The sequence below is a fragment of the Mycobacterium sp. PS03-16 genome (assembly GCF_004570325.1).
GTDB lineage: Bacteria > Actinomycetota > Actinomycetes > Mycobacteriales > Mycobacteriaceae > Mycobacterium.
In genome coordinates this window covers 1-26,183 of the sequence record NZ_SPQO01000050.1, presented here as the reverse complement: position 1 = coordinate 26,183, position 26,183 = coordinate 1, and the positions used below count along the sequence as shown (strand labels likewise).

At 71.3% G+C, this 26,183-nt stretch carries 25 protein-coding genes and 2 pseudogenes; 11 read left to right on the top strand and 16 right to left on the bottom strand.

The features are described from left to right. Positions 1-132: 132 nt before the first annotated feature. Positions 133-744, bottom strand: a complete 612-nt coding sequence (recR, locus tag E4P42_RS25100; protein WP_135129165.1) for a recombination mediator RecR — start codon at positions 742-744, stop codon at positions 133-135. Positions 745-771: 27 nt separating this feature from the next. After that, positions 772-1,080, bottom strand: a pseudogene (locus E4P42_RS25095) (YbaB/EbfC family nucleoid-associated protein); the annotation flags it as partial. Between the two features lie 144 nt (positions 1,081-1,224). On the opposite strand from E4P42_RS25095, the gene E4P42_RS25090 reads away from it, so the two are divergent. Continuing rightward, complete coding sequence (locus E4P42_RS25090; RefSeq protein ID WP_135129161.1) at positions 1,225-1,971, top strand: Rv3717 family N-acetylmuramoyl-L-alanine amidase; 747 nt, start codon at positions 1,225-1,227, stop codon at positions 1,969-1,971. On the opposite strand, the gene E4P42_RS25085 is transcribed toward E4P42_RS25090, so the two are convergent. Next, complete coding sequence (locus E4P42_RS25085; RefSeq protein WP_135129159.1) at positions 1,968-2,417, bottom strand: SRPBCC family protein; 450 nt, start codon at positions 2,415-2,417, stop codon at positions 1,968-1,970. The two genes, E4P42_RS25090 and E4P42_RS25085, sit on opposite strands and share 4 nt — an antisense overlap. Positions 2,418-2,481: 64 nt before the next feature. On the opposite strand from E4P42_RS25085, the gene E4P42_RS25080 reads away from it, so the two are divergent. Together E4P42_RS25080 and E4P42_RS25075 are read left to right on the top strand one after the other, a co-directional pair. Then, entirely contained in the window at positions 2,482-3,861 is a 1,380-nt protein-coding gene (locus tag E4P42_RS25080) for an FAD-binding oxidoreductase (protein ID WP_135129157.1), read from the top strand. 28 nt (positions 3,862-3,889) lie between these two features. Next, positions 3,890-5,191: a class I SAM-dependent methyltransferase gene (locus E4P42_RS25075; protein ID WP_135129155.1), complete on the top strand. Its 1,302-nt coding sequence runs from the start codon at positions 3,890-3,892 to the stop codon at positions 5,189-5,191. A gap of 21 nt (positions 5,192-5,212) precedes the next feature. Here the strand turns inward: E4P42_RS25075 and E4P42_RS25070 are convergent. Then, a pseudogene (locus E4P42_RS25070) lies at positions 5,213-5,746 on the bottom strand (DNA polymerase III subunit gamma/tau); the annotation flags it as partial. Here E4P42_RS25070 and E4P42_RS27255 point away from each other — a divergent pair. Both E4P42_RS27255 and E4P42_RS25060 read left to right on the top strand, forming a co-directional pair. Further along, the gene (locus tag E4P42_RS27255; RefSeq protein ID WP_245234222.1) at positions 5,631-6,098 is read left to right on the top strand and encodes a hypothetical protein; all 468 of its coding nucleotides are present in this window, start codon (positions 5,631-5,633) and stop codon (positions 6,096-6,098) included. The pseudogene E4P42_RS25070 and the gene E4P42_RS27255 sit on opposite strands and share 116 nt — an antisense overlap. Next, positions 6,047-7,597 carry a phytoene desaturase family protein gene (locus tag E4P42_RS25060; RefSeq protein ID WP_371287084.1) on the top strand — a complete coding sequence of 517 codons (1,551 nt, stop codon included), beginning with the start codon at positions 6,047-6,049 and terminating at the stop codon, positions 7,595-7,597. Before E4P42_RS27255 ends, E4P42_RS25060 begins: the two co-directional genes overlap by 52 nt. On the opposite strand, the gene E4P42_RS25055 is transcribed toward E4P42_RS25060, so the two are convergent. Beyond that, on the bottom strand, positions 7,548-8,207 hold the full coding sequence (locus E4P42_RS25055) for a CDP-alcohol phosphatidyltransferase family protein (RefSeq protein WP_209305870.1): 660 nt from the start codon (positions 8,205-8,207) through the stop codon (positions 7,548-7,550). The two genes, E4P42_RS25060 and E4P42_RS25055, sit on opposite strands and share 50 nt — an antisense overlap. A gap of 39 nt (positions 8,208-8,246) precedes the next feature. Between E4P42_RS25055 and E4P42_RS25050 the strand changes: the two genes are divergently transcribed. Continuing rightward, on the top strand, positions 8,247-9,056 hold the full coding sequence (locus E4P42_RS25050; RefSeq protein ID WP_135129150.1) for a YhjD/YihY/BrkB family envelope integrity protein: 810 nt from the start codon (positions 8,247-8,249) through the stop codon (positions 9,054-9,056). Here E4P42_RS25050 and E4P42_RS25045 read toward each other — a convergent pair. Further along, positions 9,046-9,870 (bottom strand): SigB/SigF/SigG family RNA polymerase sigma factor, encoded by an 825-nt coding sequence (locus E4P42_RS25045; protein WP_135129148.1) that lies wholly within the window; start codon positions 9,868-9,870, stop codon positions 9,046-9,048. The genes E4P42_RS25050 and E4P42_RS25045 overlap by 11 nt on opposite strands. Positions 9,871-10,039: 169 nt before the next feature. Then, positions 10,040-10,288, bottom strand: a complete 249-nt coding sequence (locus E4P42_RS25040) for a hypothetical protein (protein ID WP_135129146.1) — start codon at positions 10,286-10,288, stop codon at positions 10,040-10,042. Between the two features lie 421 nt (positions 10,289-10,709). Here E4P42_RS25040 and E4P42_RS25035 point away from each other — a divergent pair, with 421 nt between their 5' ends. Further along, complete coding sequence (locus E4P42_RS25035) at positions 10,710-11,807, top strand: serine hydrolase domain-containing protein (RefSeq protein ID WP_371287083.1); 1,098 nt, start codon at positions 10,710-10,712, stop codon at positions 11,805-11,807. 30 nt (positions 11,808-11,837) lie between these two features. Here E4P42_RS25035 and E4P42_RS25030 read toward each other — a convergent pair whose 3' ends face one another. Together E4P42_RS25030 and E4P42_RS25025 are read right to left on the bottom strand one after the other, a co-directional pair. Next, positions 11,838-12,797, bottom strand: a complete 960-nt coding sequence (locus tag E4P42_RS25030; protein WP_135129142.1) for a DNA polymerase domain-containing protein — start codon at positions 12,795-12,797, stop codon at positions 11,838-11,840. A 10-nt stretch (positions 12,798-12,807) separates the two neighbouring features. Further along, entirely contained in the window at positions 12,808-13,512 is a 705-nt protein-coding gene (locus E4P42_RS25025; protein ID WP_135129140.1) for a TVP38/TMEM64 family protein, read from the bottom strand. 70 nt (positions 13,513-13,582) lie between these two features. On the opposite strand from E4P42_RS25025, the gene E4P42_RS25020 reads away from it, so the two are divergent. Together E4P42_RS25020 and E4P42_RS25015 are read left to right on the top strand one after the other, a co-directional pair. After that, complete coding sequence (locus tag E4P42_RS25020; protein ID WP_135129139.1) at positions 13,583-14,203, top strand: DUF3159 domain-containing protein; 621 nt, start codon at positions 13,583-13,585, stop codon at positions 14,201-14,203. 67 nt (positions 14,204-14,270) lie between these two features. Next, positions 14,271-14,801 (top strand): hypothetical protein, encoded by a 531-nt coding sequence (locus E4P42_RS25015; protein WP_167759621.1) that lies wholly within the window; start codon positions 14,271-14,273, stop codon positions 14,799-14,801. Here the strand turns inward: E4P42_RS25015 and E4P42_RS25010 are convergent, their stop codons facing one another. Continuing rightward, positions 14,802-15,809 (bottom strand): GTP-binding protein, encoded by a 1,008-nt coding sequence (locus E4P42_RS25010; protein ID WP_135129137.1) that lies wholly within the window; start codon positions 15,807-15,809, stop codon positions 14,802-14,804. A 133-nt stretch (positions 15,810-15,942) separates the two neighbouring features. Between E4P42_RS25010 and E4P42_RS25005 the strand changes: the two genes are divergently transcribed. After that, entirely contained in the window at positions 15,943-16,647 is a 705-nt protein-coding gene (locus tag E4P42_RS25005; protein ID WP_135129169.1) for a cutinase family protein, read from the top strand. A 42-nt stretch (positions 16,648-16,689) separates the two neighbouring features. Beyond that, positions 16,690-18,285 carry a diguanylate cyclase domain-containing protein gene (locus E4P42_RS27635; RefSeq protein WP_135129135.1) on the top strand — a complete coding sequence of 532 codons (1,596 nt, stop codon included), beginning with the start codon at positions 16,690-16,692 and terminating at the stop codon, positions 18,283-18,285. Here E4P42_RS27635 and nrfD read toward each other — a convergent pair. From nrfD to E4P42_RS24965, 6 genes are all read right to left on the bottom strand, one after another. Further along, on the bottom strand, positions 18,271-19,290 hold the full coding sequence (nrfD, locus tag E4P42_RS24995; RefSeq protein ID WP_135129133.1) for an NrfD/PsrC family molybdoenzyme membrane anchor subunit: 1,020 nt from the start codon (positions 19,288-19,290) through the stop codon (positions 18,271-18,273). The genes E4P42_RS27635 and nrfD overlap by 15 nt on opposite strands. Continuing rightward, a complete protein-coding gene (locus tag E4P42_RS24990; protein ID WP_135129132.1) occupies positions 19,290-20,198 on the bottom strand; it encodes a 4Fe-4S dicluster domain-containing protein in 909 nt (302 codons plus the stop codon). Before E4P42_RS24990 ends, nrfD begins: the two co-directional genes overlap by 1 nt. Beyond that, positions 20,195-23,461, bottom strand: coding sequence for a formate dehydrogenase (gene fdh, locus E4P42_RS24985; RefSeq protein WP_245234219.1), 3,267 nt, complete (start codon positions 23,459-23,461; stop codon positions 20,195-20,197). The genes E4P42_RS24990 and fdh overlap by 4 nt, the downstream gene beginning before the upstream one ends. Before the next feature lie 41 nt (positions 23,462-23,502). Then, on the bottom strand, positions 23,503-24,063 hold the full coding sequence (locus E4P42_RS24975) for a hemerythrin domain-containing protein (RefSeq protein WP_135129126.1): 561 nt from the start codon (positions 24,061-24,063) through the stop codon (positions 23,503-23,505). A gap of 49 nt (positions 24,064-24,112) precedes the next feature. Further along, a complete protein-coding gene (gene nhaA / locus E4P42_RS24970; RefSeq protein WP_209305871.1) occupies positions 24,113-25,318 on the bottom strand; it encodes a Na+/H+ antiporter NhaA in 1,206 nt (401 codons plus the stop codon). Between the two features lie 102 nt (positions 25,319-25,420). Next, the coding region (locus E4P42_RS24965) for a SelB C-terminal domain-containing protein (RefSeq protein WP_209305869.1) at positions 25,421-26,183 on the bottom strand (763 nt) is incomplete at its 5' end.

Here is a 26,183-nt window from a genome sequence, read left to right as displayed (position 1 = left end):
AGCCGAGCATTAGCGTGGGACACGAGGACCTCCGTGTGTGTGAAGACGTCAGACATCTCCACTAAGCCCGGAGGTCCTCCCCTCTCACAGCCAAACCGTCAACAACGTCCCTGCCGAGTACACCTAGCGCGTTCACGCCATCGCGCGGCGGCCGGCCAGCGCGCGGCCGAGGGTGAGTTCGTCGGCGAACTCGAGGTCACCGCCCATCGGCAGCCCGGACGCGATGCGCGTCACCGTCAGACCGGGAATGTCACGCAGCATCCGCACCAGATAGGTGGCGGTCGCCTCGCCCTCGGTGTTGGGGTCGGTGGCGATGATGACCTCGGCGACGTCGATCCCGTCGACCCGCTCACCGATCCGGTTGAGCAGTTCGCGGATGCGCAGCTGATCGGGTCCGATGCCCGACAGCGGGTCCAGCGCCCCGCCCAGCACGTGGTAGCGGCCGCGGAACTCACGGGTCCGTTCCACGGCCTGCACGTCCTTGGGTTCCTCGACCACGCACACCAGCGACGCGTCGCGACGCGGATCGCTGCAGATGCGGCAGCGCTCGGCGTCGGAGACGTTGCCGCACACCGCGCAGAACGTCACCCCGTCACGGACCCGGTTCAGCACCGCGGTCAGCCGGTCGATGTCGGGCGGTTCGACGCTCAGCAGGTGAAAGGCGATGCGCTGGGCGCTCTTCGGCCCGATGCCGGGCAACTTGCCGAGCTCGTCGATCAGATCCTGTACGGGGCCTTCAAACAATTACAGCCCCGGGATGCCCAGGCCGTCCATGCCGCCGGCGAGCGGCCCGAGCCGGTCGTGGGCGAGGATGGTGACCTGCTTGGCGGCGTCGGCGATCGCGCCGACCACCAGGTCCTGCAGCGTCTCGACGTCCTCGGGATCGACGACCTTGGGGTCGATGGCGACGGCCACCACCTCACCGCTGCCCTTCATCGTCACCTGCACCAGGCCACCGCCGGCCTGCCCGTGCACCTCGGCGTTGGCCAGCGACTCCTGCGCCTCCATCAGCTGCTGCTGCATCTGCTGCGCCTGGGCGAGAAGCGCCGACATATCAGGCTGGCCACCACCGGGTTGCATGAATCGGTCCCCTTGTCGTCTCGAAGTGCGTCTGTTGGCTAAAGCGTCTCGTTGATAAAAACCCGGTCTCGACTTGATTGCTCTCGCCCGAATCCGGCGCTCTGACCTTCAATCGTAGTCGGCGCCCGGGCTACGGTGGCGGCCGTGCCTGCCAGCCTGCGTGTCGGAACCGCGATCCTCACCAGCCTGCTCGTCGCCGCCTCGACCCTCGTCGCGCCCGCGCCCGTCGCCGCCGCGCCCGCCAACCTCGCGGGCAAGATCGTGTTCCTCGATCCCGGCCACAACGGCGCCAACGACGCCTCGATCAGCCGGCAGGTCCCGACCGGCCGCGGCGGCACCAAGGAGTGCCAGACCAGCGGCACCTCGACCGACGACGGCTACCCGGAGCACACGTTCAACTGGGACACCACCCTGCGCATCCGCCAGGCGCTCACCGCGCTGGGCGTGCGCACCGCGATGTCACGCGGCAACGACAACGCGCTCGGCCCCTGCGTCGACCAGCGCGCCGCGATGGCCAACGCGCTGCGGCCCAACGCGATCGTGTCGATCCACGCCGACGGCGGACCGGCGACGGGCCGCGGGTTCCACGTGCTGTACTCGTCACCGCCGCTCAACGAGGCGCAGGCCGGTCCGGCCGTGCAATTCGCCCAGATCATGCGCGACCAGCTCGCCGGGTCGGGCATTCCGCCGTCGACCTACATCGGCTCGGGGGGACTGAACCCGCGCAGCGACATCGCCGGCCTCAACCATGCGCAGTACCCGTCGATCCTCGTCGAACTCGGCAACATGAAGAATCCCGCCGACTCGGCGCTCATGAAGACGCCGGAGGGCCGGCAGAAGTACGCCGACGCCGTCGTGCGTGGGATCGCGGCGTTCCTCGCCTCGCGTTAGGCGCTCGCGCCGGTCTCGACCTCGCGCTTGAGGTTCTCCAGCACCTGCGCCTGGATCTTCTTCAGGCCCAGCGGCGCGAACGTCTTCTCGAAGAAGCCCTTGATCCCGCCCGCGCCGGTCCACGACGTCTTGACTGTCACCGACGAACCGGGGCCGGCGGGGGCGACGGTGTAGTTGGTCACCAGCGACGAGTTGGCGTCCTTCTCGATCACGGTGTGCCCGGCCACGTCGACGGTGGCCTTGACGTCGCGCACCCGCGACTCGGTGGCCTGCAGCTTCCAGGTGGCGACGGTGCCCGCACCCTGGCCACCCTCGAGCACCCGGTAGTCGCGGTAGTGCTCGGAGAGGATCTTCGGGCGGACGGTCTGGTAGTCGGCGACGGCTGCGAGCACCACGGCCGGCTCTGCGTTGATCATGACGGTGCTGGACGCGCTGACCTGTCCCATGGTCGTCAATTCTCCTTTGTCGGGTGCGGTCGCATCGGCTGCGGCCGCGGACTAGCGTATATCCGTGTCAGTTGCCCAGACCGACGCACGGGCTGCTCACGCCGCAGGCGTGGAGCGGCTACTCGCCAGCTATCGGGCGATTCCGCCGGCCGCCACAGTGCGTCTCGCCAAACCCACGTCCAACCTGTTCCGCGCCCGCGCCAAGAACACCACCAGGGGACTCGACGTCTCGGGTCTGACGGGGGTGATCGCCGTGGATCCCGACGCCCGCACCGCTGATGTCGCCGGGATGTGCACGTACGAGACGCTGGTCGCCGCGACGCTGCCCTACGGCCTGGCGCCGCTGGTGGTCCCGCAGCTCAAGACCATCACGCTGGGTGGCGCGGTGACCGGGCTGGGCATCGAGTCGACGTCGTTCCGCAACGGGTTGCCCCACGAGTCGGTGCTGGAGATGGACATCCTCACCGGCGCGGGTGAGATCGTCACCGCAAGCCCGCACCAGTGCCCCGACCTGTTTCACGCCTTCCCGAACTCATACGGCACGCTGGGGTACTCGGTGCGCCTGAAGATCGAGCTGGAACCGGTGAAACCCTTCGTCGCGCTGCGTCACCTGCGCTTCGATTCGCTGGACGATCTGGTGGCGACCATGGACGGCATCGTCGAGACCGGCGGCCTCGACGGTGCACCGGTCGACTACCTCGACGGTGTGGTGTTCAGCGCCGACGAGAGCTACCTGTGCCTCGGTGTGCAGACGGCGACGCCCGGTCCGGTCAGCGATTACACCGGCCGGCAGATCTACTATCGCTCGATCCAGCACGCCGACGGCGAGAAGCACGACCGGCTGACCATCCACGACTATCTGTGGCGCTGGGACACCGACTGGTTCTGGTGCTCACGGGCGTTCGGCGCCCAGGACCCGCGGATCCGTCGGTTCTGGCCGCGGCGGCTGCGCCGCAGCAGCTTCTACTGGAAGCTGATCGGCTACGACCAGCGCTTCGACATCGCCGACCGCATCGAGAAGCGGCACGGACGGCCGCCACGCGAGCGCGTGGTACAGGACATCGAGGTGCCGATCGAGCGCACCGCAGAGTTCCTGCGCTGGTTCCTCGGCAACGTGCCGATCGAGCCGATCTGGCTGTGTCCGTTGCGGTTACGCGACGAGCGCGGCTGGCCGCTGTACCCGATCCGGCCGCACCACACCTACGTCAACGTCGGCTTCTGGTCGTCGGTGCCGGTGGGCCCCGAGGAGGGGCACACCAACCGGCTGATCGAACGCAGGGTCAGCGAACTCGACGGGCACAAGTCCCTGTACTCCGACGCGTACTACACCCGCGACGAATTCGGCGATCTCTACGGCGGTGAGGCGTACCGGATCGTCAAGAAGGCCTACGACCCGGACTCCCGACTGCTGGACCTCTACGCAAAGGCGGTGCAACGGCGATGAGCGCTCGCGCGAAGAGAGGAGTGTTGCGATGATCATCAAAGACCGTGCGCCGGAACGGAAGCTGACGCTCGCCGAGATCCTGGAGATGTTCGCCTCCGGGCACGAACCGCTGAAGTTCGTCGCCTACGACGGCAGTTCGGCGGGACCGGCCGAGGCGGCACTGGGCCTGAACCTGCGCACGCCGCGCGGCACCACGTATCTGGCCACCGCACCGGGCGACCTCGGGTTGGCCCGCGCCTACATCGCCGGTGACCTCGAGATGATGGGCGTCCACCCGGGCGACCCGTACGACCTGCTCAAGGCGCTGGCCGACCGGATGAACCTGCGCCGGCCGTCCGCCCGGGCCCTGGCGAACATCGTGCGCTCCATCGGGTTCGAACACCTCAAGCCGATCGCCCCGCCCCCGCAGGAGGCGCTGCCGCGGTGGCGTCGCATGGCCGAAGGGCTGCGCCACAGCAAGAGCCGTGACGCCGATGCGATCCACCACCACTACGACGTGTCGAACACCTTCTACGAGTGGGTGCTCGGCCCGTCGATGACCTACACCTGCGCGTGCTACCCGTCTCCGGACGCCACGCTGGAGGAGGCACAGGACAACAAGTACCGGCTGGTCTTCGACAAGCTGCGGCTGCAGCCCGGTGACCGTCTGCTCGACGTCGGCTGCGGCTGGGGCGGCATGGTCCGCTATGCGGCCCGCCACGGGGTGAAGGTCGTCGGCGTCACGCTGTCCCGGGAGCAGGCGCTGTGGGGCCAGAAGGCGATCGCCGAGGAGGGCCTGACCGATCTGGCCGAGATCCGCCACGGCGACTACCGCGACATCCGGGAAAGCGGATTCGACGCGGTGTCGTCGATCGGGCTGACCGAACACATCGGTGTGCAGAACTATCCGGCGTACTTCCGCTTCCTCAAATCCAAGCTGCGCAACGGCGGGCTGCTGCTCAACCACTGCATCACCCGCCCGGACAACCGGACCGGAGCCAGCGCAGGCGGATTCATCGACCGCTACGTGTTCCCCGACGGGGAACTCACCGGATCGGGGCGCATCATCGCCGAGGCGCAGGACGTCGGCCTCGAGGTGGTGCACGAGGAGAATCTGCGCCATCACTACGCGATGACGCTGCGGGACTGGTGCCGCAACCTGGTCGACCACTGGGACGAGGCGGTGGCCGAGGTGGGGCTCGGCACCGCCAAGGTGTGGGGTCTGTACATGGCCGGTTCGCGGTTGGGCTTCGAGACCAACGTCGTGCAGCTGCACCAGGTGCTCGCGGTCAAGCTCGACAGCCGCGGCAGCGACGGCGGACTCCCGCTACGCCCGTGGTGGACGCCGTAGCCGACCGAACGTGAGCTGGGCTCAGCTGCCGTCGATGCGCCGGGCGCCCAGTTCGGTCTGCAGCAGCTCGAGGGCGGCTTCCTCCGGATCGCGGCGCGGCGCATCGTCGGCCGGCACGCTGGCCTCGGCGAGCATGCTCTCCTCGTCGTTCCCGTCGGGTGGGGGCGGCGGCGCGGGAGCGGCCCGCGGTGTCGGGGCAGGAGCGGCGTCCACCGGCGCGCCCGCCTCACAGCTGATCTTCCAGTCCACGCCGAGCGCATCCTTGAGCGCCTCGCGGATGACGTCGGCATTGCGTTGCTCGACAAGGCGTTTGGCCAGCGGCGCGGACTCGTGGCTGAGCATCAGCGTGTCGTCCTCGACGGCGCGCACGATGGCGCCGGCGAGCATCACGTCGATGGTGCGGCTGCGCTGACGCACCTTCTCCCGCACCGTCGACCACATGCTGCGCACGGCCGCGGCGTTGGGGGCGGCCGGAGCGCCGGCCGCCGGGGGCGGCGGCGTCGCGGGGACCTCGACGACGGGGTCGGCGGGCGGGCGCACCGGCGTCGCCGACGGCTCGCAGCTCGCGAGCTGCCGGATGTACGCGACCGGCCGGGAGTTGCGCGACGGGTACCGCAAATCGCTGTGGGCGGCGTTCGGCTCGCCCGCCGGTGCGGTCGCGATCGCGACCGCGCTGACCCTCGTCTACGTCGTCCCGGCGGCCGCCGCGGTCACCGGATCGCGGATCGGCGCGCTCGGGTACGCCGCGGCGGTGGTCGGCCGGGTGGCGGCGGCGCGGTGGTGCGGCGGCCGCGCCTGGGATGCGTTGGCCCATCCGCTTTCGGTGCTCGCGCTGCTCGAGCTGCTCGCCTCGTCGTGGATCGGCCGGACGCGCGGATCGCTGCGCTGGAAGGGGCGGGCGGTATGAGCCGGGTGGTGGTCGTCGGCGCCGGGCTGGGCGGATTGGCCGCCGCGGCCCGGCTGGCCGCGGCCGGGCACCGGGTCACCGTGTTCGAACAGGCGCCGGTGGTGGGCGGCAAGCTGGGACGGCTCGAACGCGACGGGTTCACGTTCGACACCGGACCGTCGCTGGTGACGGTGCCCGCGCTGCTCGAGGAGTTGTTCGCCGACACCGGCGGCCCGTCGGACCTCGACCTGATACCGGTCGACCCGGCCTGCGCCTACGTCTTCGGCGACGGCACCGAACTACGGCTGCCGCATGATCCGGCGCGGGTGCCCGCCGCGCTGGACGACGCGCTCGGCCCGGGCGCGGGGGAGGCGTGGCAGGAGCTGCACAACCGGTCACGGCGCCTGTGGGATCTGGTCGGCGAACCCGTGCTGCGGCGGCCGGTGTCGCTGGCCGCGCTGGCCCGGATGAGCCTGCGGCCGGCCGACCTGCGGGCCGTCGCCCCGTGGCGGACCATCGACGGGCTCGGCCGGCGCCTGCTGCCCGATCCGCGGCTGCGCACCTGGCTCAACCGCTACGCCACCTACTCGGGCTCCGACCCGCGCCGCACCCCGGCGGTGCTGGCGGTGACCTCCTTCGTCGAGCAGGAGTTCGGCGCCTGGTACGTCGCGGGTGGGCTGCGCCGCATCGTCGACGCGGTCGCGCAGCGCTGCGTCGACCTCGGCGTCGAGATCCGCACCGGGGCGGCGGTGGAGCGGGTGCTGGTCGCCGGAGGGCGGGCGGCGGGTGTGCGGGTCGACGGCCGCGACGTCGCCGCCGACGCGGTCGTCTGCAACGCCGACGCCGCCGTGCTCTACGGCGCCCTGCTGCCCGGCCGGACCGCGGCACCGGCGCGCCGCCGGCTGCGCGCCCGTCCCCGGTCGATGGCGGGTTTCGTTCTGCTGCTCGGGCTTTCGGGTCGGCACCCGGGACCCGCCCACCGGGTGTACTTCCCGGCCGACTACGACGCCGAGTTCGACGCGATCTTCGGGCGCCGGCCCCACCCGGTCCCCGATCCGACGGTTTACGTGCACGCACCCGACGACCCGGCGCTGCGGCCCGACGACGACTCGGAAGGATGGTTCGTGATGGTCAACGCACCCGCCCACGATCCCGGCCGCGGAGTCGACTGGGATGCGCCCGCGCTGCGCGAGCGCTACACCCGCCACGTCCTCGACCTGCTGGACCGGCGCGGCGCCGGTGTCGGCGACCGCCTTCGGTACGTCGAGACCATTACGCCCGCGGATCTGCAGCGGCGCACCGGCGCGCCGGGTGGCGCCATCTACGGCACCGCCTCGCACGGTCCGCGCGCGGCGCTGCGCCGGCCGGCCAACCGCGCCCGGGTGCCGGGTCTCTACCTGGCGGGCGGTTCGGCGCACCCGGGCGGCGGCATCCCGCTGGTGCTGATGTCGGCCGAGATCGTCGCCGGCCTCATCGGCCCGGTGGGAAGCTCCGCGGCATCGAACGGCGCACGCCGATGAGCAGCTGTGCCATCCCGGCGACACCGGCGACCGTCCACGCGATCGCCAGCGTCCCACCCCAGGTCCAGCCGAGCGGCGGCACACCACCTGGCACGACGGCCGCGCCACCCGCGGCGAGCGCGACGACGATGAGCCGGGTGGGCCGTTCGGCGACCGTCACCGCACCGACGCCCGGCATGCCGACGGCCTGCGCGCGGGCCCGGGTGTACTCCAGCAGGAACACCAGCGCGAGCGCGGCCAGCACCCAGACCGGTGCCGCGCCGAGCGCCAGCAGCACCGCGCCGAGCAGCAGATCACCGATCCGGTCGGCCACCGAATCGACCACCGCACCCAGCGGGCGGGCCCGTCCGGTGCGCAGGGCGACCGCGCCATCGAGCCCGTCGAGCACCCCCGCGGCGACGATCAGCGCCGCCGCGGCCGCGGGCCAGCCGGGGCCGGTCACCGCGAACCAGGCGGCGGCGACCGCGAGCACCCCGGCCACCGACAGCACGTCCGGCGGGATCCGCAGCACCGGCCCCGCGGCCAGCGCACCGATCAGCCGCAGCCACCCGCGCACGGTCCGCGACGGCTGCAGCCCGTCGTGCAGCGAGGACCAGTCCGCGTCACTCACATCGCCAGCTTGCCAAACCCGCGGTGCGGGGAGCGGGCGATGAGCCGGCTGCGTGACCTGGCCTCGGGCGTGCGCACGACCTTCCCCGGCAGCGACCTGGCGCTGTGGTCGGCCGGTGCGACGTTCTTCGGCGTGATCGGTCTGGTGCCGCTGGCGCTGGCGTCGCTGTGGGCGGTCGGTGCGCTGGTCGGCCACGACACCGTCACCGCGTCGATGGACGCCGCCATCGGCGGGCTGCCCGGCGGGCACGGCACGCCCGAGGCCCTGCGCACGCTGACGTCGGTCGCGCTGTCGATGTCGTGGGTCGAGGCGCTGGTGGTGCTGTTCCCGGCCAGCCTGTACGGCGAGGGACTGCGCCGCGCGTTCGTCCAGATGTCCGCCGCGAAGGACACGCTGACCGGCTGGCGCGGCCGGGCCGGTCTGCTGGGCGTCGCGGCCGTCGCCCCGTTTCTGGTGCTGGCGGTGCTGATGCTGGCTCCGTACGTCGGGCCGCTCTACGACCGCGGCGGCTGGTCGCTGATATGGGGAATCGTCGTGGCGTTCCACATCGTGTGGGTGACGGTGTCGACTGCGCTGGTCGGGGTCTTCGGGCTGATCGGGCCCGGCCGGCTGGCGTTGCGCCCGTTGCTGATCGGTGCCTTCAGCACCGGGGCGATCGTCGCCGGTTTCCTGCAGGGCTTCCTGCTGTTCCTCGCCATCCCGATCCCGTGGTCGGCGCCGTTCGGCGGGCTGCCGATCGTCGGCGCCGTGTCGGCGCTGGCGCTGTGGCTGTACCTGCTGCACATCCTCGTGCTGTGCGGGTTCCGGGTGACGGTGGTGCTCGACGAGGTCATGCGCGCTACAGCGTGATGATCGGGGCGAACAGGCAGACGGCCGCCGCCAGGTCACCGCACATGCGAGTGCGCAGCCGATCCAGCGCGCCGTTGAGCAGCCGGGACACGTGCACCTGCGAGATGTCGAGGCGCCGGGCGATCTCGCGCTGGGTCAGGCAGTCGAAGAACCGCATCCCGAGGATGGTGCGCTGACGGGCGTCGAGGTCGCCGATGGCCTCGCGCAGCATCATCAGGTCCTCCACGCCGGCGAACGGTTCGTCGTCGGCGGGGTGCAGCGCTGCGAGCGTCTGCTCACCGTTGCCCTCCGCGGTGGGCAGCGGCGCGTCGAGCGACAGCGGGCGGTACGCCCACGTGGTCGCCCGAGACAGCGTGATCTCCGCACGCTCCAAGCCGGCCTCCTCGGCCAGTTCGGCGGTGGTCGGGGTGCGGCCCAGCCGCTGAGCCAGCCGTTCGAACGCGTTGCGGGTGCGCAGATGATCCTCCTGCATCTTCCGCGGCACCCGCATGGCCCAGGTGCTGTCCCGGAAGTAGCGGCGCACCTCTCCGACGATGGTCGGCACCGCGAAGGCGAAGAACCGTCCCTTCTCGGGTTCGTACCGGTCGACCGACTTGATCAGGCCGACCCGGGCGACCTGGATGAGATCGTCGGCGGACTGCCCCCGCCCGACGAATCGGTAGGCGATGTGATCGGCGATCGGTAGGCAGGTGGTGATCACATTCTGCCGCCAGCGCTCCCGCTCGGCGTGGTCGGCGCTGCCGTCGAGGCCGGCCAGCAGCCGCTCGACATCCGCGTCGTCGGGGTCGACGGAGTGTGCGACCGCCTCCGGCATGGACGGTCCGGTGCAGGGCGGGTGGGGCGTGGGCGCTCGCAGGGTCGAAGGCACACCTCCGGCCTACCCGCCTGCGCCTCCCGACGCATAGACGCACCGCAATCGTTGCAGAAACGCAATAAATGCGAAAGGGGCGCCCCGGGTGGGGCGCCCCTTTCTCGGCTCAGCGTCAGCGGACGGTGACGTAGACGACGCGGTCGTCGTTGTCGTAGCGCACCGACACGATGCTGGACTCATCGAGCGGCTTGACCATGCCCTGGTGGTTGACCCGCACGGCGTAGCCGCGGTCATCGAGCGAGCTGATGGTGTCGGCGGCGTTGCCGGGGCCCGCGGGGGCGGCGGCGGCCGGGGCGGCCAGCCCCAGGAAGGCGGTGGTCAGTGCGCCGGCGGCGATGGTGGCAAATCCGAACTTGGTCATTTCCTCGTGCCTCTTTCGATATCGTTTCTGCTAGTTCGAGCCGTGGCCTCAGTCGCGGTTCGGAACGCTTCTGGTGGCCGGTCCGGATGCTCCTAGGTCGCTTTCGAGCCGGTCTGACTGGGTAAACCGCAACCGTGGGCCATTTCATTCCACTGGCAGTATTTGATCGAGGTTTGGCAGTTTCTGCGCTTCCGGTGGACATCGCGGCTTCGCGTAGGGGACAGGTCACACGTTCCCCCCGCAAAGGTTCGGCGTCACACGTGAGGGCATCGGATCGCCCCCACGGCCGGCGTAGTCAGCGTTATAGTCCACCGGACAGCAGCCCGCGGCAGCATCGGAGCCAGACGTGGTCACATTCGGCAGGGCGGCCGCACTGGCTGCCACGGTTCTCGTCACCGCATTGTTGACGGGAGTGAGTCCGGTGGCAGCGCAACCGGTTCCCACTCTGGACGCGCAGCTCGACGCCGCGGTCGCGGCCCGCATGGCGCAGATGGGGATTCCCGGGGCGATCGTGAGCCTCTCGATCCCCGGCGAGCTCGACTACGTGCGGGCGGTCGGGGTCGGAGACTCCTCCACCCGCATTCCCGTGTCGATCGACGACCACACCAGGATCGGCAGCATCACCAAGACCTTCACCGGAACGGCCGTGCTCCAGCTGGTCGACCAGGGCCGGATCCGGCTGAGCGATCCGATCTCGCAGTACGTCGACGGTGTGCCGGCCGGCGATCAGATCACCCTCGACATGCTGGGCCGGATGCGCAGCGGGCTGCCCAATTACACCGAATCCGACGAGTTCGGCACCCGGGTGTACCAGGAATCGCCGCTCGGCCCGGACGCCTTCGCGCTGACACCCCGCCAGATCGTCGACGAGGCCTTCACCCTTCCCACCGACTTCCCGCCCGACGCGCAGTGGGAGTACTCGAACACCAACACCGTGCTGCTCGGCATGGTGGTCGAGAAGGTGACCGGGATGCCGTTCGCCGAATACCTGCAGCAGAACGTGTTCGGGCCGCTGGGCCTGACCCGGACCAGCTATCCGGCCAACGGACTGCTGCCCGGCCCGTATCTGCACGGGTACACCAAGGCGCCCGACGGGAACGTCTATGACACCACGCTGTGGAACCCGTCCTGGGCCGACGCCGCGGGCGAGATCGTGTCGAATCTGGCCGACCTGCGGCGGTGGGCCCCGGCTGTGGCCACCGGTGCCCTGCTGCGCCCCGAGACGCACGCGCGGCGACTGGCCGACGGCAGCGAGGTGGTTCCGGGCGCCGCCTACGCGTTCGCGTTGTTCAACGCCCACGGCTGGATCGGGCACAACGGCGACATCCCCGGCTACGCCACCGTCGCCGTGTACCTGCCCGAACGGAATGCGACGCTGGTGGTGATCGCGAATTCCGACATCCCCGAACCGCATTCGGCCGGCCAACTGGCGACCGACATCACCGCCATCGCCACGCCCGACCATGTCTATCAACTCGGTCCGCAACCGCCGCTGCTGGTCGACGACGACGGGTCGTGAGACGCCCCCGTCGAGGTCAGCGGACGTGGCTCACTCGCCGCGGGCGCGGCGGGCCCGGGCGCGGCGCTTGCCCTCGTGCATGGCGGCCACCCGGGCGACCGGGATGGTGCGACCGTGCTCGATCAGATCGTCGGGCAGTCGCTGCGCCGGTGGCATCGCGTCGGCCCACGGGTCACGGCCGGCCAGCGCGTCGATCGCCGTGTGCACGGTGAAGTCGCCGGGCCGCACCCCGGCGAGATCGGGCCAGGCGACAGGGAAGGACACCGGCGTGCCCGCCCGCAGGCGCGGGCTGTAGGCGGCGGCCACGGTCGCGCCACCGGCCCGGGTGGAGTCGACGAACACCTTGCCGTGCCGGTCCTCGACGATGAAAGCCGTTGTGGCCAGGGCGGGATCGAGCGCCTCGGCCCGGGCGGCCAGGGCCCGTGTCGCCGCGGCGACGTCCTCGACGGGCGCGTGATCGTCGACCGGCACGAACACGTGCACACCCTTGGCGCCGCTCGTCTTGACCGCACCGGCCAGCCCGCTGTCGCTCAGCGCCTGCCGGACCAGTTCGGCGGCGGCCACCACGGCGCCGAAGTCGTCGCCTTCGGGCGGGTCGAGGTCGAGCACCAGATGGGTCGGCCGGTAGATGTCGGCGGCCAGTCCGAGCGTCGGGTGGTACTCGACGGCCCGCTGGTTGGCCAGCCACAGCAGCGTGCGCCGGTCGTCGCACAGCGGATAGTGCACCTCGCGCTGCGAGCTCTCCGCCCAGATCGCCACCGACGGCACCCACTGCGGTGCGTACTTGGGCAGGTTCTTCTGCATGAACGGCTTCTGGCCGCGCAATGCCCGCAGCACGGTCAGCGGTCGGCCGGCCAGCCCGGGCAGGATCCGGTCGGCGACGGCGTCGAGGTAGTCCACCAGATCGCGTTTGGTGGCCCCGGCGTCCGGGCCCAACGGTTGATCGAGGTTCGTCAGCTCGACCCCGGCGCGCTGCTCCCCGGCGCTCACCGTGTCGACTCTAGGCGTCCTCGGCGCGCCTGCGGCGGTGGGCGCGCCACTGGCGCAGGTGGCGGTGCGCGTAGACGGCGCCGATCACCGCGGTGACGCACCACACGGCGAGCGCGACGAACGTCAGCGGTGAGGACAGATCGTCGATCGACGCGCCCAGCGCGGTGTAGACGAAGGCACGCGGCACCGAGCCGATGAACGCGCCCGCGGCCATCTGCCACAGCGGGACCCCGAAGGCGCCGAACGCGTAGGACGCCAATGCATCGGAGATGCCGGGGATGAAGCGCTGGCCGACCACCGCCCACAGGCCGCGCCGCGCGATCTGTGCGTCGAGGCGGTCGGCGCGGTCGGGACCGAGCAGCGCCCTGGCACTGTCCCGCCCGGCGCGCCGCCCGAGCAGGCCGGCCACCACCGCGGTGCCCACCGTGGCGCCCAGGGTGACGAAGGTGCCGAGCACAGGGCCGAACAGGAACCCGCTGCCCGCCGCCAGCAGCGGGCCCGGCACGAACACCGCCCCGAGCGCCGCCGACACCACGACGTAGGTCAGCGGCGCCGCCGGACCCGTGCCGGCGACCGTGTCGCGGACCCGCTCCACGTCGATCACCCGCTCGACCGCCACGAGGTAGAACAGGGCGAAGACCAACGCGGCGAAGACCACAAGCCGCACGATGTGGCGCCGCCGCGCGGGGGCCGGCGCACCGTCGGGATCAGTCATGCTGAGCGCGATCCTGCCGCACCCCGATCGTCGTGTCGCACCGGGTCGCCGCTGGGTACCCTCGATGGTCATGACGAACGCGGTGCCGCCGCTGCACCGCCTTCTCGCGCGGGCGGGCGGCGTGCGCGGGCTGGTGTACACCGCGCTGCCGGTCGCCCTGTTCGCGCCCGTCTCCGCGCTGTTCGGACTGCTTCCCGCGATCGTCGCCGCGCTCGGCGCCGCGGCGGTCATCCTCGGCTGGCAGCTGCTGCGCCGCGAGTCGCCGCGGCCCGCCCTGCTCGGCTTCGCCGGCGTGGTGGTGTGCGCGGGCTTCGCCTGGGTGACCGGCCGGGTGAAGGACTTCTACCTCCCGGGGATCTGGATGTACCTGGCCCTGGCCGTCGTGTTCACGGCCTCGGTGCTGGTGCGCCGGCCGCTGGTCGGGGTGGTGTGGGCGTGGGTCACCGGCCGGGACGGCGCGTGGCGCCGGATCCGGCGGGTCCGCCGCGTCTTCGACGGTGCGACGCTCATGATGGCCGCGGTGTCGTGGCTGCGGTTCGGGGTGCAGTTCTACCTGTACGACACCGATCAGGCGGGCCTGTTGGCGGTCGCGCGGATCGCGATGGGCTGGCCGGTGTTCGTGGTGACGTCATCGGTGCTCTACCTGGCGGTGCGCACCGCGACGCGGGCCGTGCCGCGCAGCGCCGACTGACCGGGTCTCGGGCACCTAACGAATCGGTTGTGGGTCGGTGTCAGCGCTCGCGCGCGACCGTGCGGGCATGGTCGAGTGGACGGTGATGCCCGCACTCAGGTTCGTCACGCTCCGTTGCTCGGCCGCCGCCGCGGCCTCGGTCAGCCTGCTCGCGCTCGGTGCGGCGCCGGCGATGGCGGCGCCACCCTCGGATGCGCAGGGCTTCGTCGACTCGACCGCGCGCTGCGCGGCCCCCGACACCGCGGTGGTGTTCGGCCGCACCGACAGTTCGCGGGTCGCGGTGTGCGAGTCACCCGACGGTGCCCTGGAATACCGCGGGGTGCGGGTGCGCGACGGGGCCCGGCTGATCACCTCGGCGACCGCCGACGGCGACGGTGGCTACGTCGCGCGCACGGACGGCGCCACGTACACGGTCTCGGCCGACGCGTTGACCGTCAGCATCGGTGACGACGTCGTCCGCGCGGAGACGATGCTGGAGTTCCACGGTGACGGCACGGTGTCGGCATCCCCGCCCGCGGCGGCGCCCACCCCGACGCCGACCACCCCGCTGCCGCCGCCGCTGCCCGCCGAGGTCGGGGGCAGCGCCAGCGAGCGGTAGTCAGACGCTCAGCCGCCGGTAGCGCTGCAAGCGTCTCACCCCGGCCGCGGACGCCGGGCCGTCATGCGGGCGCAGCGCGGCCTCGACCCGGGCGCGGGTGGCCTCGACGTCGATGTCGGTGCCGATCGCGACCAGGAAGTTGCCGGCCGTGCCGGTCGCCGGGGCGACGTGCACCGAGGGGCCGACGACGTTGACGACGTAGCCGCGCACCCGCTCGCGGTAGCGCACGTGCACGGTGCCCTTGACGCGGTACACCCCGGCGGGCGGCGCCTCCAACAGATCGAGCAGCGCGCCGGGGTCGACGCAACCGTCCCCGGTCACGGTCACCGACGCCGCGTGCACGTGGTGGTGGTCATGGCCTTCGATGAGTAACTCGCGGAACGACAGCTGACCGGTGTCGCCGCCGGGGTCGGCGACGTCGTACAGCAGGGCCGGGTCGACCCGCCCCCCGATCGCGCCGACGATGTGGGCGTCCGGGTTGCGCTCCCGCACACGGGATGCGATGCGGCCCATGGCAGCGTCCCGGTCGGGTTCGGGGATCTGGTCGAGCTTGTTGACCACCACCAGCGTCGCCGCCCCGTAGCGGGCGGGTGCGGTGCCGCCGCGGTCCACGGTGTCGAAGTGCATGGCGGCGTCGATCACGTCGACGATGCCGCCGGGCCGGACGTTGTCCGCGCCGCTGAACCGGATGATCCGCGACACCGCGACGGGGTCGGCCAGCCCGCTGGCCTCGACGATGATCGCGTCGAGGCCGAGCCGCGGATCGGACAGCTTGGCCAGCGCCTCGTCGAGGCCGCCCTCGTCGGGCAGGCAGCAGATGCACCCCCCGGCGATGGACGCCGGTTCGTCGACCTGACCCGTCACCAGCGCGGCGTCGACGTTGAGGTCGCCGAAGTCGTTGATCACCACGCCGACCCGCGCGTCCGGCGCACGCAGTACGTGGTTGAGCAGGCTGGTCTTCCCGGCGCCCAGGTAGCCGGTCAACGCGATGACCGGGATCGCCCCCACCGCACTCCTTCCCCGACACATACGGCTGCGCCGGCGAGTCTAGGCGGCACCGGCCCCCGTCGGCCGGCGGTATTACCATCAGGCGCGGGTCGGGGCCGGTGCTGATGGTGGGGGACAGGTGAACGTCATCTCGATGGTGAAGGCTGCGTGCGCGCGGCGGGCGGTGCGGTTCGCCGGCGCGGTGATCGCGCTCGGCGGCGCGGCGATCCTGGGACCGGTCCCCGTGGCGGCCGCACAGCCGTGCCCCGACGTGGAGGTGATCTTCGCGCGCGGTACCGGTGAGGCGCCCGGGGTGGGCGGCACCGGGCAGGCCTTCGTCGACGCGCTGCGCTGGCAGCTGGGCTGGCGCCCGGTCGGGGTGTATCCGGTGAACTACCCGGCCAGCCCGGACTTCGGAAATCCCGACTTCCCGCGGACGGTGGTCGACGGAATGCGTGACACGGCGACCCGCGTGCAGTTCATGTCGACGGCCTGCCCCAACACCCGGCTGGTGCTGGGCGGGTTCTCCCAGGGCGCGATCGTCTCGGGTTTCGTGACCGCCGAGGCGGTGCCGGCCGGCGCGGCCGTCGCCCAGATTCCCGCGCCGCTGCCGCCCGACATCGCCGACAACGTCGCCGCGGTGGTGTTGTTCGGCAAGCCGACCGGCACGTTCCTGCAGAAGTACGGTCAGCCGCCGATCGTGGTCAACCCGCTGTTCGCGCCGAAGACCATCGAGTTGTGCGCCCCGGGAGACCCGGTGTGCGGGCCCGGCGGCAACGACGCGGCGCACGGGCAGTACGCCGGCAACGGCATGGTGCAGCAGGGCGCCGGGTTCGCCGTCGGCCGGATGTGGGTGTAGGGCCTCCCGACGGCGTACTACCCTCGGGATGGGTCAAGATCGGTGACCCAGCTGAGCGGGGGCGCTTTGCCGGTATACGGGCACGACGGGGGACGCGACGGGGGCGGGCGTCCTGACGCGTTCGCGATCGCCACGGCGGACGGGGACCTGCCGGTGCTGCGGTCGCTGCTGCACATCTCGCACGCCGTCTCGCATGCGCACTTCTTCGACGAGGCGCTCGAGGTCATCGCCGAGCAGGCGCGCACCGCGCTGAATGCGGCGTCGGTGTCGATCAGCCGCTGGGAACGCGACGGCAACCACCTGCGCACGCTGATCAACGTCGGCGACCTCGGGCCGGACGAGGAGCGCTGGCCCGTCGACGAGCGCTACCCCGTGATTCCGGACCGGCACATCGCGCAGCTGGTGGAGCGTGGCAGCCACTACATCAACACGGTCGACGACCCGCAGGCGCCGCCCGAGGCGCTCGCGATCCTGCGCCGGTTGGGTAAGGACACCGAGTTGGCCGTGGCGATCATGCACGACGACCTCATGTGGGGTGAGCTGTGGGTGAGCGCGGTCGGGCCGCGCCGCTTCGGCGCCGATGACGTGCAACTGCTGCAGGCGATCGCCGCGCTCGCGGCGGTGGCGATCGGGCGCTCGGAACTGTTCAGCACCATCTGGGAGCACGCCCACCGTGACCCGCTGACCGGGGTGGCCAACCGGCGCGCGCTCGACGAGCACCTCGACGCGGATCTGCGCGCGACCCCGCCGGTGGTGCTGGTGTGCGATCTCGACGCCTTCAAACTGGTCAACGACCGGGACGGCCACTCGGCCGGCGACGCGCTCCTGCGGCATGTGGCCGGCGCGCTCGGTGACACGGCCGCCACCGTCGACGGGGCCGTCGTGGCGCGGGTCGGGGGCGATGAATTCTGTGTCCTGCTCCCGCACAGCACGATCGACGACGCGGGCCGGTTCGCCGACGCCGCCGCCGACGCGCTGCGGGCCAGGGTCGGATCCACGGTGACGCTGAGCTGGGGTGCGGCCGCGCCGGGGCCGCAGCACCGCACCGGCCACGACCTGGTCGCCGCCGCGGACGCCTCACTCCGGCATGCCAAACGGCAGGGCCGCGGCCAGTTCAGTGCCTTCAACGCGGTCGCCGACAAGCCGGTCTCCGCACCCCGCGGCCGCGGCGGACTGCTGCCACGCATCGTCGCGGCGCTCGATTCCACCACTCCGGCAACGGTGTTCGACGCATTGACAGTGCTCGCTCGGGAGATGGCGGAGGCGACGGCGGCCGCGGCGTGGTCGGTGTCGGCGGTACCGACCGTGTCCTTCGCGCCGGTGGAGCCCCGCCATGCGGGCACCGCGGGCGACTCCCCGGACACGTTCGCCACGTGCGCACTGGCCGAACGCATCATCGCCGAACGGCAGGCTGTCGTCGTCACGACCGGCGTCGTGAATGCCGCGGACGACGCCGCCGTTGCCGACACCCTCGACGCGCTCGGGTACGGGGCGGTCCTGCTCGGTGGGATCGGACACGCCGGGTTCCGCTATCTGGTGCGGATCTACGCACGCCGGGAGCATGCGGACCTGGAGGCGGTGGCCGCGCACCTGCGGGTGCTGGTGCAGTACTGCGCCGGGCGCTCAGCCCTGCCCTGACGCCGGTTCGCCGGCCGCCAGCCGCTCCCGCTGCGGCACCACCACATATTTCGGGTCCTGGGTCGAGGCCACACCGGCCTCGAACACTCCGAACCGCTGCAGCGCGCTGCCGGCCAGCAGCGCCGCCCCGGACAGCGCCAGCACCGACGGCCGGCGGCCGCCGAGCACCGCCCCTGCCGCACCGCCGACGGTCAGCGCCTCGGAGAGCTGGCGCAGCCGGTGTGGCCGGCCGGTGGTGTACGCCTCGCCGACGAGGCCGAGCCGCCGCTCCATCGCCCGCGACGCCGCGACCTCCACCGCCGTCCCCGCCACCGCCATGCGGCGGGCCGGGCCCGTCTCCCCGGCCGGGGCGAGCAGCAGCGCGAGTCCGCCGCCACTGGCCGCCGCGGATCCGGTGAAGATGAACGGCAGGTACGGGTGGGCCTCCCGCCACGCCGGAACAGCGGTGTGGGACAGCAGGACCGCCGTGTAGGAGGCCAGGCCCGGGGCCACGGCCGCCGCCTCCAGACCCGCCGGGCGGGCGGCCCAGTCCAGCAGCCGGCCGAGCCGGGTCCGGCGCAGCCGCCGCGGCATCAGCTCCGCGACGCCGGCCAGACCGGCGCCCGGTCCGTACCCGCTGAGGATCCAGGTGCCGATGCTCATCGGCGAACTGGGCTTGGCGACGCGCAGCATGTGGTGGAACCGCTCCGGGCGGCCGAGGTCGCCGATCAGGAAGTACATGCTGGCGAGCAGGCCGGCCAGCGCACCGAGCCGCGACACCTTCCGCAGCCCGGGCCGGCCGGTGAGATCGGCGCCGGCGGCCAGCATCGCCGACCCGGCCGAGAGGCCTCCGCTGAACAGGTAGGCCGCGATCATCCAGTTCCACACCGGGGTCTTGAGGATCTGCCGCCCGTAGTACGAGCGGAATTCGGCCTCCGGCACCGCCATGTCGTCGCGGCCGCCGCGGCGGTGCCGGGTCTGGGCGGTCTGCCCCGACGCCCCGGCCTCGCTGCTCAACTCGCGCATCAGCTGCGCTTCCCGAAGAACGCCGACACCGCGACCCCGACCAGCGCCGACGCCGCCATCCCCGCGTACCGCCACATCGCGCCGGCGTCGCGCGTCGGCACCACCGGATCCGGTGGCAGCCCATACACTTCCGGCTCGTCGAGCAGCAGGAAGAACGCACCGTCGCCGCCCACGCCGTCGTTCGGGTCGTGCCCGTACAACCGCGCCTCGGTGACACCGCGCTCGTGCAGCTGCTCGACCCGCAGCGCGGCCCGTTCCCGTAGTTCGTCGAGCACCCCGAACTGGATGGAGTCGGTGGGACACGCCTTCGCGCAGGCCGGTTCGAGCCCGTCGTGCAACCGGTCGTAGCACAGCGTGCACTTCCACGCCCGGCCGTCGCCCTCGCGTCGTTCGATCACCCCGTATGGGCAGCCCGACACGCAGTACCCGCAGCCGTTGCAGATGTCCTGCTGCACCACGACCGTGGAGAACTCGGTGCGGAACAGCGCCCCGGTGGGGCACACGTCGAGGCAGCCGGCGTGCGTGCAGTGTTTGCACACGTCCGAGGCCATCAGCCACCGGAAGTCCTGCCGGGTCTCGGCGCCCGTCGCGTCGCCGGGCCGCTCGAACCCGGGCATCCCGAGATCGACCGAGTCGGCCGGGGCGGCGGGCTGTTCGATGAACGCGACATGGCGCCACGAGTTGGCGCCGAGGTTGCCGGTGTTGTCGAATGACATGCCGAGCAGGTTGAACCCGTCCCCATCACCTGAGACGGGCACGTCGTTCCACTCCTTGCACGCCACCTCGCAGGCCTTGCAGCCGATGCACACCGAGGTGTCGGTGAAGAACCCCACGCGCGGCGGGGCCTCGTCGTACCCGGCGTCGCCCGCCACATCGTGCAGCGGACCGTAGAAGCTGTTGTCTCTCATCGCTTCCCTTCGGTGTGGTCACGCGACGGTTCGGTGGTGTCCAGGTCGGTGCCCGTCTCGGCGGTGATCCCGGCACGCTGCCGGTAGCCCGCGATGTACTCGAGCAGTTGCGGCCCGCGCGGCCGGCGGCCGGGGCGGATGTCACACGTGGCGACCTTGCTCTCCTGGATGAACACGTTCGGATCGGCGACCACCCCGAGCAGGTCGTTGACCACGTCGCCGTCGATCAGCCCGACGTTGCCCCAGTGGTAGGGCATCCAGATCTGGTGCACCACATGATCGTCGATGCGCAACGGCCGCATCCGGTCGGTGACGAACACCCGGGCGTCCACCGCGGCGCGGCTGGTCACCACATGCGCCCACTCCATGTGCGTCAACCCGCGTTCGGCGGCCAGCGCCGGCGACACCTCGACGAACAGACCCGGCTGCAGTTCGGCCAGATACGGTAGCTGGCGGCTCATCCCGCCCGCGGTGTGGTGTTCGGTCAGCCGGGCCGCGGTGAACACGAACGGGAACACCTCGCCGTGCGCCTCCGGCGGGGAGGGGTTCGACGGATTGTCCTCACGCCCGTAGACCTTTCGCGCCGGGTTGCCCTGCTGGGCGTAGAGCGGGTTGCGCACCGGCGACTCGTGCGGTTCGTAGTGCGTGGGCATCGGCCCGTCCTGCACCCCGGCGGGTGCGAACAACCAGGCCTTACCGTCGGCCTGCATCACGAACGGGTCGTCGCCGCGCAGCGCCGCGACCCCGACGGCCCCGGGTTCGGGCCGGTAGTCCGGCGGTTTGGTCTTCTCGAAATCCGGTATGTCGTAACCGGTCCACGAGCCCTTCGACTCGTCCCACCAGACGAGTTTCTTGCGCTCGCTCCACGGCCGGCCCTGCGGATCGGCCGACGCCCGGTTGTAGAGCACCCGGCGGTTCAGCGGCCAGGTCCAGCCCCACTCGTTGTCGTAGGGCCCCTGCTCGGTGTGCGGTTTACGCCGCGCCGCCTGGTTGACCTCGTCGGCGTAGACCCCGCTGTAGATCCAGCAGCCGCACATCGTGGACCCGTCGGCCTTGAGTTCGGTGTAGCCGTTGACCGCGCGGCCGGTGGTCAGGTCGACGCCGTTGATGCGGCGCAGCACGTCCTCACCGGACGGTTCGTCACCGTCGACTTTGTAGTCCCAGGACAGGTCGAGCAGCGGCCGGTCCCGATCATCGGTGGAGCCGGCGAGCTTTTCGCGCAGGATGCGCCCCAGGTGGTAAAAGAACCACAGCTCCGAACGTGCGTCGCCGGGTGGCTCGACGGCCTGTTCGCGCCACTGCAGCATCCGCTGGGTCTGGGTGAACGTGCCTTCCTTCTCCACATGCGAGGCCGCCGGGAACAGGAACACCTCGGTGCGGCAGGTCTCGGGGGAGATCTCGCCGGTCTCGATCTCGGGGGCGTTCTTCCAGAACGTCGCGCTCTCGATCTCGACGAGGTCGCGCACCACCAGCCAGTCGAGGTTGGCCATGCCGAGGCGCTGCAGGCGGCCGTGCGCCGACCCGACCGCCGGGTTCTGGCCGAGCAGGAAGTAGCCGAACACCTTGCCGTCGACCATGTCCATCACCGTGCGGTAGGTGCCGTGGTCGCCGTTGATGCGGGGCAGGTAGTCGAAGCAGAAGTCGTTGTCGGCGGTGGCGTGGTCGCCCCAGTACTCCTTGAGCAGCGACACCATGTAGGCATCTGCGTTGTGCCAGAAGCCCTTCTGGTTGCGGCTCTTGATGTCGTCGATGTAGTCGGCCAGCGTGGCGTGACCTGCCCGCGGCATCGAGAGGTAGCCGGGCAGGAGGTTGAACAGGGTCGGCACGTCGGTCGAGCCCTGGATGCTGGCGTGCCCGCGCAGCGCGAACACCCCGCCGCCCGGCCGGCCGATGTTGCCCAGTAGCAGCTGGATGATGGCGCCCGCGCGGATGTACTGCGCGCCCATCGTGTGTTGCGTCCAGCCCACGCTGTACACCAGCGCGGCGGTCTTGTCCCGGCCCGACGCCGACGTCCACGCCCGCGCGATCTCCAGGAACTGATCGGCCGGCACTCCGCACACCCGTTCCACCATCTCCGGGGTGTAGCGCCCGTAGTGCCGTCTGAGCAGCTGGTACACGCAGCGCGGGTGCTGCAGCGTCGGATCGTTGGGGATGTCGCCCGCGCCGCCCTCGATCGGCGGCCCGCCCGAGCCGGAGTCGTAGGCCGAGCTGTCCTCCTTGGACTCCGCACCGCCCTCCTCGGCGTCGGTGGTCTCGTACTGCCACGACGACGGGTCATACGACGCGGTCTCGTCGTCGTAGCCGGAGAACAGCCCGTCGAGATCCTCGGCGTCGCGGAATCTCTCGTCGACGATGAACGAGGCGTTGGTGTAGGCGGCGACGTACTCCCGGAAGTCCAGCTCGTTGGACAGGATGTAGTTGATCACCCCGCCCAGGAACGCGATGTCACTGCCCGCGCGCAGCGCCACGTGCTGGTCGGCCAGCGCGCTGGTGCGGGTGAACCGGGGATCGATGTGCACCACCCGGGTGCCGCGCGCCTTGGCCTCCATCACCCACTGGAACCCGACCGGATGCGCCTCGGCCATGTTGGAGCCCATGATGACGATGAAGTCGGAGTTGACGAGGTCCTGCTGGTAGTCCGTCGCCCCGCCGCGACCGAAGGAGGCTCCCAGACCGGGAACCGTGGCGCTGTGTCAAATACGCGCCTGATTCTCGATCTGTAACGCGCCCAGCGCGGTGAACAGCTTCTTGATCAGGTAGTTCTCTTCGTTGTCCAGGGTCGCGCCGCCGAGGCTGGCGATGCCCATGGTGCGGCGCAGCGTGTTGCGGTCGGCGTCGAACTGCTGCCAGCCCTTCTCGCGCGCGTCGAGAATGCGGTCGGCCACCATGTTCATCGCGGTGTCGAGGTCGAGGTCCTGCCACTCGGTGGCGTACGGCGGCCGGTAGCGGATCTTGGTGAGCCGCTGCGGACCGGTGACCAGCTGCTTGCTCGCCGAACCCTTCGGACACAGCCGGCCCCGGGAGATCGGGCTGTCGGGGTTGCCCTCGATCTGGACGACCTTGTCGTCCTTGACGTACACCTTCTGTGCGCAGCCGACCGCGCAGAACGGGCACACCGAATGGGCGACGTGGTCGGCCGCGGCGGTGCGCGGGGTCAGCTCCAGGCTGCGCCGGGACTGGGCGGCCGCGCCGCGGCCCAACGGGTCGGCACCGGTCAGCTGCCGGTACACCGGCCACGACTGGAGCAACCCCTTGATGTCCATGTGCGTCTCCTCTACCCGCTCACCGTCCATCCAACCACCGGTCAGGCGTTGCGTCCGGAGAGCGCGTCACGGAGCCGGTCGACCAGGCCCGCGCCGGGGGCCAGGATCCGGTTGGCCGGGGGCCGATCGGGCGCCAGCGGATGCGGCCGGGTCGGCGCCATGCTCTTGGCCCGCTGGAATTTCCCGCTCAGGTCCCGCAGTTGTTCGGGCGGGCAGGCGTCGCGCAGCGCGGGCAGCAGATCCTGTTCCTCGTCCTCGATGTGATGGCGGATGTCGCCGATCAGCTTGCGGACCAGATCGTCGTACTGCGGGTCGTCGGTGCCCGCCTTCTCGATGGCCTTCATGATCTCTTCGGCCTCGCTGTGCTCGGCGATCTCGTGCTCGGCGATCTCGTCGCCGTTGGGCAGCACCTTGCGCGCCGTCGGATAGACGTACTCCTCCTCGGCGACGGCGTGCCGCACGATGCCCGCGATCACGTGTTCGACGAGCTCGGGCTGTGTCCGCGGATCACCGCCCGACTCGATCTCGGTGAAGACGCTCTCGAATTCGCGGTGGTCGCTGACGATGTCGTCGACGATGCTGCCGCTCGGGGTGTCTGCCATGGCTGCCTCCTGTGTTCCAGGCGTAGCGCCGTACCCACCCGCTCACGGGTCAAACATCGGCAGCGCGCCGGTACCTGCCGTTGCGTACACCGAGCACCAGCGCCCCGAGTAGCGCCGACATGAGCGATCCGGTCAGGACGCCGATCCGCACGTGGTCGGCCACGGTGGCGCCGTCGAAGGCCAGGTCGCCGATCAGCAGCGACACCGTGAACCCGATCCCCGCGAGCAGGGCGACGCCACAGACGTCGACGGTGTGCAACTCGACCCGGCCGGGTGCGAACCTCTTGATCACCAGTGTGATCCCGGCGATGCCGAGGACTTTGCCGACCACCAGGCCCACCACGATGCCGACGGTCACCGGTTGCGTCAGCGCCTGCGTGAGGCCGGCCAATCCACCGACCGTGACCCCGGCGGCCGAGAAGGCGAACACCGGCACCGCGAAACCGGCCGAGACCGGACGGACCGCATGCTCGTAGCGCTCACACCATCGTGCGGCGGGTACGACCAGACCGAGCGCGACACCGGCGATGGTCGCGTGGATGCCCGCCGCATGCACCAGCGCCCAGGTGACTGCACCGACCGGAGCCAGCAGCCACCACCGGGTCGGGTGCCTACGGACCGCCCACCCGAACAACGCCAGCGGAACCAGCGCCGCCAGCAGCGGCGGGAAGGCCAGTGAGCCGGTGTACACCACTGCGATGATCGTGATGGCGATCAGGTCGTCCACCACCGCCAGCGTCAGCAGGAAGATCCGCAGGTTCGAGGGAAGATGCCTGCCGATGACGGCCAGCACCGCGAGCGCGAACGCGATGTCCGTCGCGGCGGGAATCGCCCAGCCTTCGAGTGCGTCGGATCCGGCCGCGAGGTTGACCGCGAGGTAGGCCAGCGCCGGTAGCGCGATGCCGCAGACGGCCGCAACAACCGGTACCGCGGCCCGGCGCGGATCACGCAGTTCTCCGTGCACGAACTCGCGTTTGAGTTCCAGTGCGACGACGAAGAAGAAGATGGCAAGTAGTCCGTCGGCGGCCCATGCGGACAGCGACAGGTTCAAGTGCAGCGATTCGGGACCGAAGGTCCACGCGCGCAGATCGTGATAGCTCTGCGCCCACGGCGAGTTGGCCCACACCAGTGCGGCGACCGCGGCGAGCAGTAGGAGGACACCGCCGATGAGATCGCGACGCAGGGCCTCAGTCAGCCGGGAAAGCCGTGTGCTGCGTGGGTTTTCGACTGGAGCGGAGCTGATGCGGGGCAGCATCGAATTGGTCTGCACGGGAGCACCTTTCGGGGAGGTTGAACAACCATGCCGACCAGGCTTCCCGGCGCTCCGATATCCACTGTACCAGAGGTGGCACTCAGATCAGTGGCCGCCGGAGCCGACGGTGACCCGGGTGCCGTCGGGTAGCCGCCGGGTAATGCGTTGGCGGTCAAGGATTTCCAAGAACGGCACCGCCACCCGGCGGGTGGTGCCCAACGCCCGTTTGGCCTCGGCCACGGTGAACGGTTGCGGCAGCGTCGCGAGCAGGTGAGCGGCCCGGTCGAGCGCGTCGGGGCCGAGGACCACACCGTCGGCGATCCTGGTGAGCCGGCCCGCGCGGACCGCGGCGGCCAGCTCGCGCGGACCCAGACCCAGCTCGGTGAGCTCATCGGTGTCCGGCGCCCGGAACGGTTCGGCCGCCAGCCACTCCTCGACCGTGCGGACCGCCTTGTCCACCCGGTCGGGGAGTCCGGCCCCCGGTCGCCGCACCCGGCCGTCGGCCAGTTCGAGACCGGCGCCGTCGAGCAGCGGCGCGAGCAGCTCGGCGTCGGGCAACCCGGTCTCCTGCCGCAGCGTCTCCAGCGGCATCCCGGCGGCCACGTCATGGTCGGCCGACCAGCCCTGCACGGCCGCGATCGCGGCGTCCCGCCGAGCCGCCCACCACCGCGCCTCCACGATCCATTCGCCGACGCGCTGACCGGTCGCCGGCACCCCCATCGCGTGCAGGTCGGCCGCGCGGGCACAGACCGGTGAAGGCGCCCGCCCGGTGGCCAGCTCGTCGGCGCGCACCCGCGCCGCACCGCGCCTGCGCAGCACGGGCGGCCGCACGTCGAGCACGTCGACGCCGGCGGCGATCCGGTGCTGC

Bases quoted from the DNA above. Each gene is read 5' to 3' on its own strand.
- E4P42_RS25085 (WP_135129159.1), bottom strand. From the start codon at position 2,417: ATGGGACAGGTCAGCGCGTCCAGCACCGTCATGATCAACGCAGAGCCG.
- E4P42_RS25075 (WP_135129155.1), top strand. From the start codon at position 3,890: ATGATCATCAAAGACCGTGCGCCGGAACGGAAGCTGACGCTCGCCGAG.
- E4P42_RS27255 (WP_245234222.1), top strand. From the start codon at position 5,631: ATGCTGCGCACGGCCGCGGCGTTGGGGGCGGCCGGAGCGCCGGCCGCC.
- E4P42_RS25050 (WP_135129150.1), top strand. From the start codon at position 8,247: ATGAGCCGGCTGCGTGACCTGGCCTCGGGCGTGCGCACGACCTTCCCC.
- E4P42_RS25045 (WP_135129148.1), bottom strand. From the start codon at position 9,870: ATGCCGGAGGCGGTCGCACACTCCGTCGACCCCGACGACGCGGATGTC.
- E4P42_RS25040 (WP_135129146.1), bottom strand. From the start codon at position 10,288: ATGACCAAGTTCGGATTTGCCACCATCGCCGCCGGCGCACTGACCACC.
- E4P42_RS25025 (WP_135129140.1), bottom strand. From the start codon at position 13,512: ATGACTGATCCCGACGGTGCGCCGGCCCCCGCGCGGCGGCGCCACATC.
- E4P42_RS25020 (WP_135129139.1), top strand. From the start codon at position 13,583: ATGACGAACGCGGTGCCGCCGCTGCACCGCCTTCTCGCGCGGGCGGGC.
- E4P42_RS25015 (WP_167759621.1), top strand. From the start codon at position 14,271: ATGGTCGAGTGGACGGTGATGCCCGCACTCAGGTTCGTCACGCTCCGT.
- E4P42_RS25005 (WP_135129169.1), top strand. From the start codon at position 15,943: ATGGTGAAGGCTGCGTGCGCGCGGCGGGCGGTGCGGTTCGCCGGCGCG.
- nrfD (WP_135129133.1), bottom strand. From the start codon at position 19,290: ATGCGCGAGTTGAGCAGCGAGGCCGGGGCGTCGGGGCAGACCGCCCAG.
- E4P42_RS24990 (WP_135129132.1), bottom strand. From the start codon at position 20,198: ATGAGAGACAACAGCTTCTACGGTCCGCTGCACGATGTGGCGGGCGAC.
- E4P42_RS24975 (WP_135129126.1), bottom strand. From the start codon at position 24,063: ATGGCAGACACCCCGAGCGGCAGCATCGTCGACGACATCGTCAGCGAC.
- nhaA (WP_209305871.1), bottom strand. From the start codon at position 25,318: ATGCTGCCCCGCATCAGCTCCGCTCCAGTCGAAAACCCACGCAGCACA.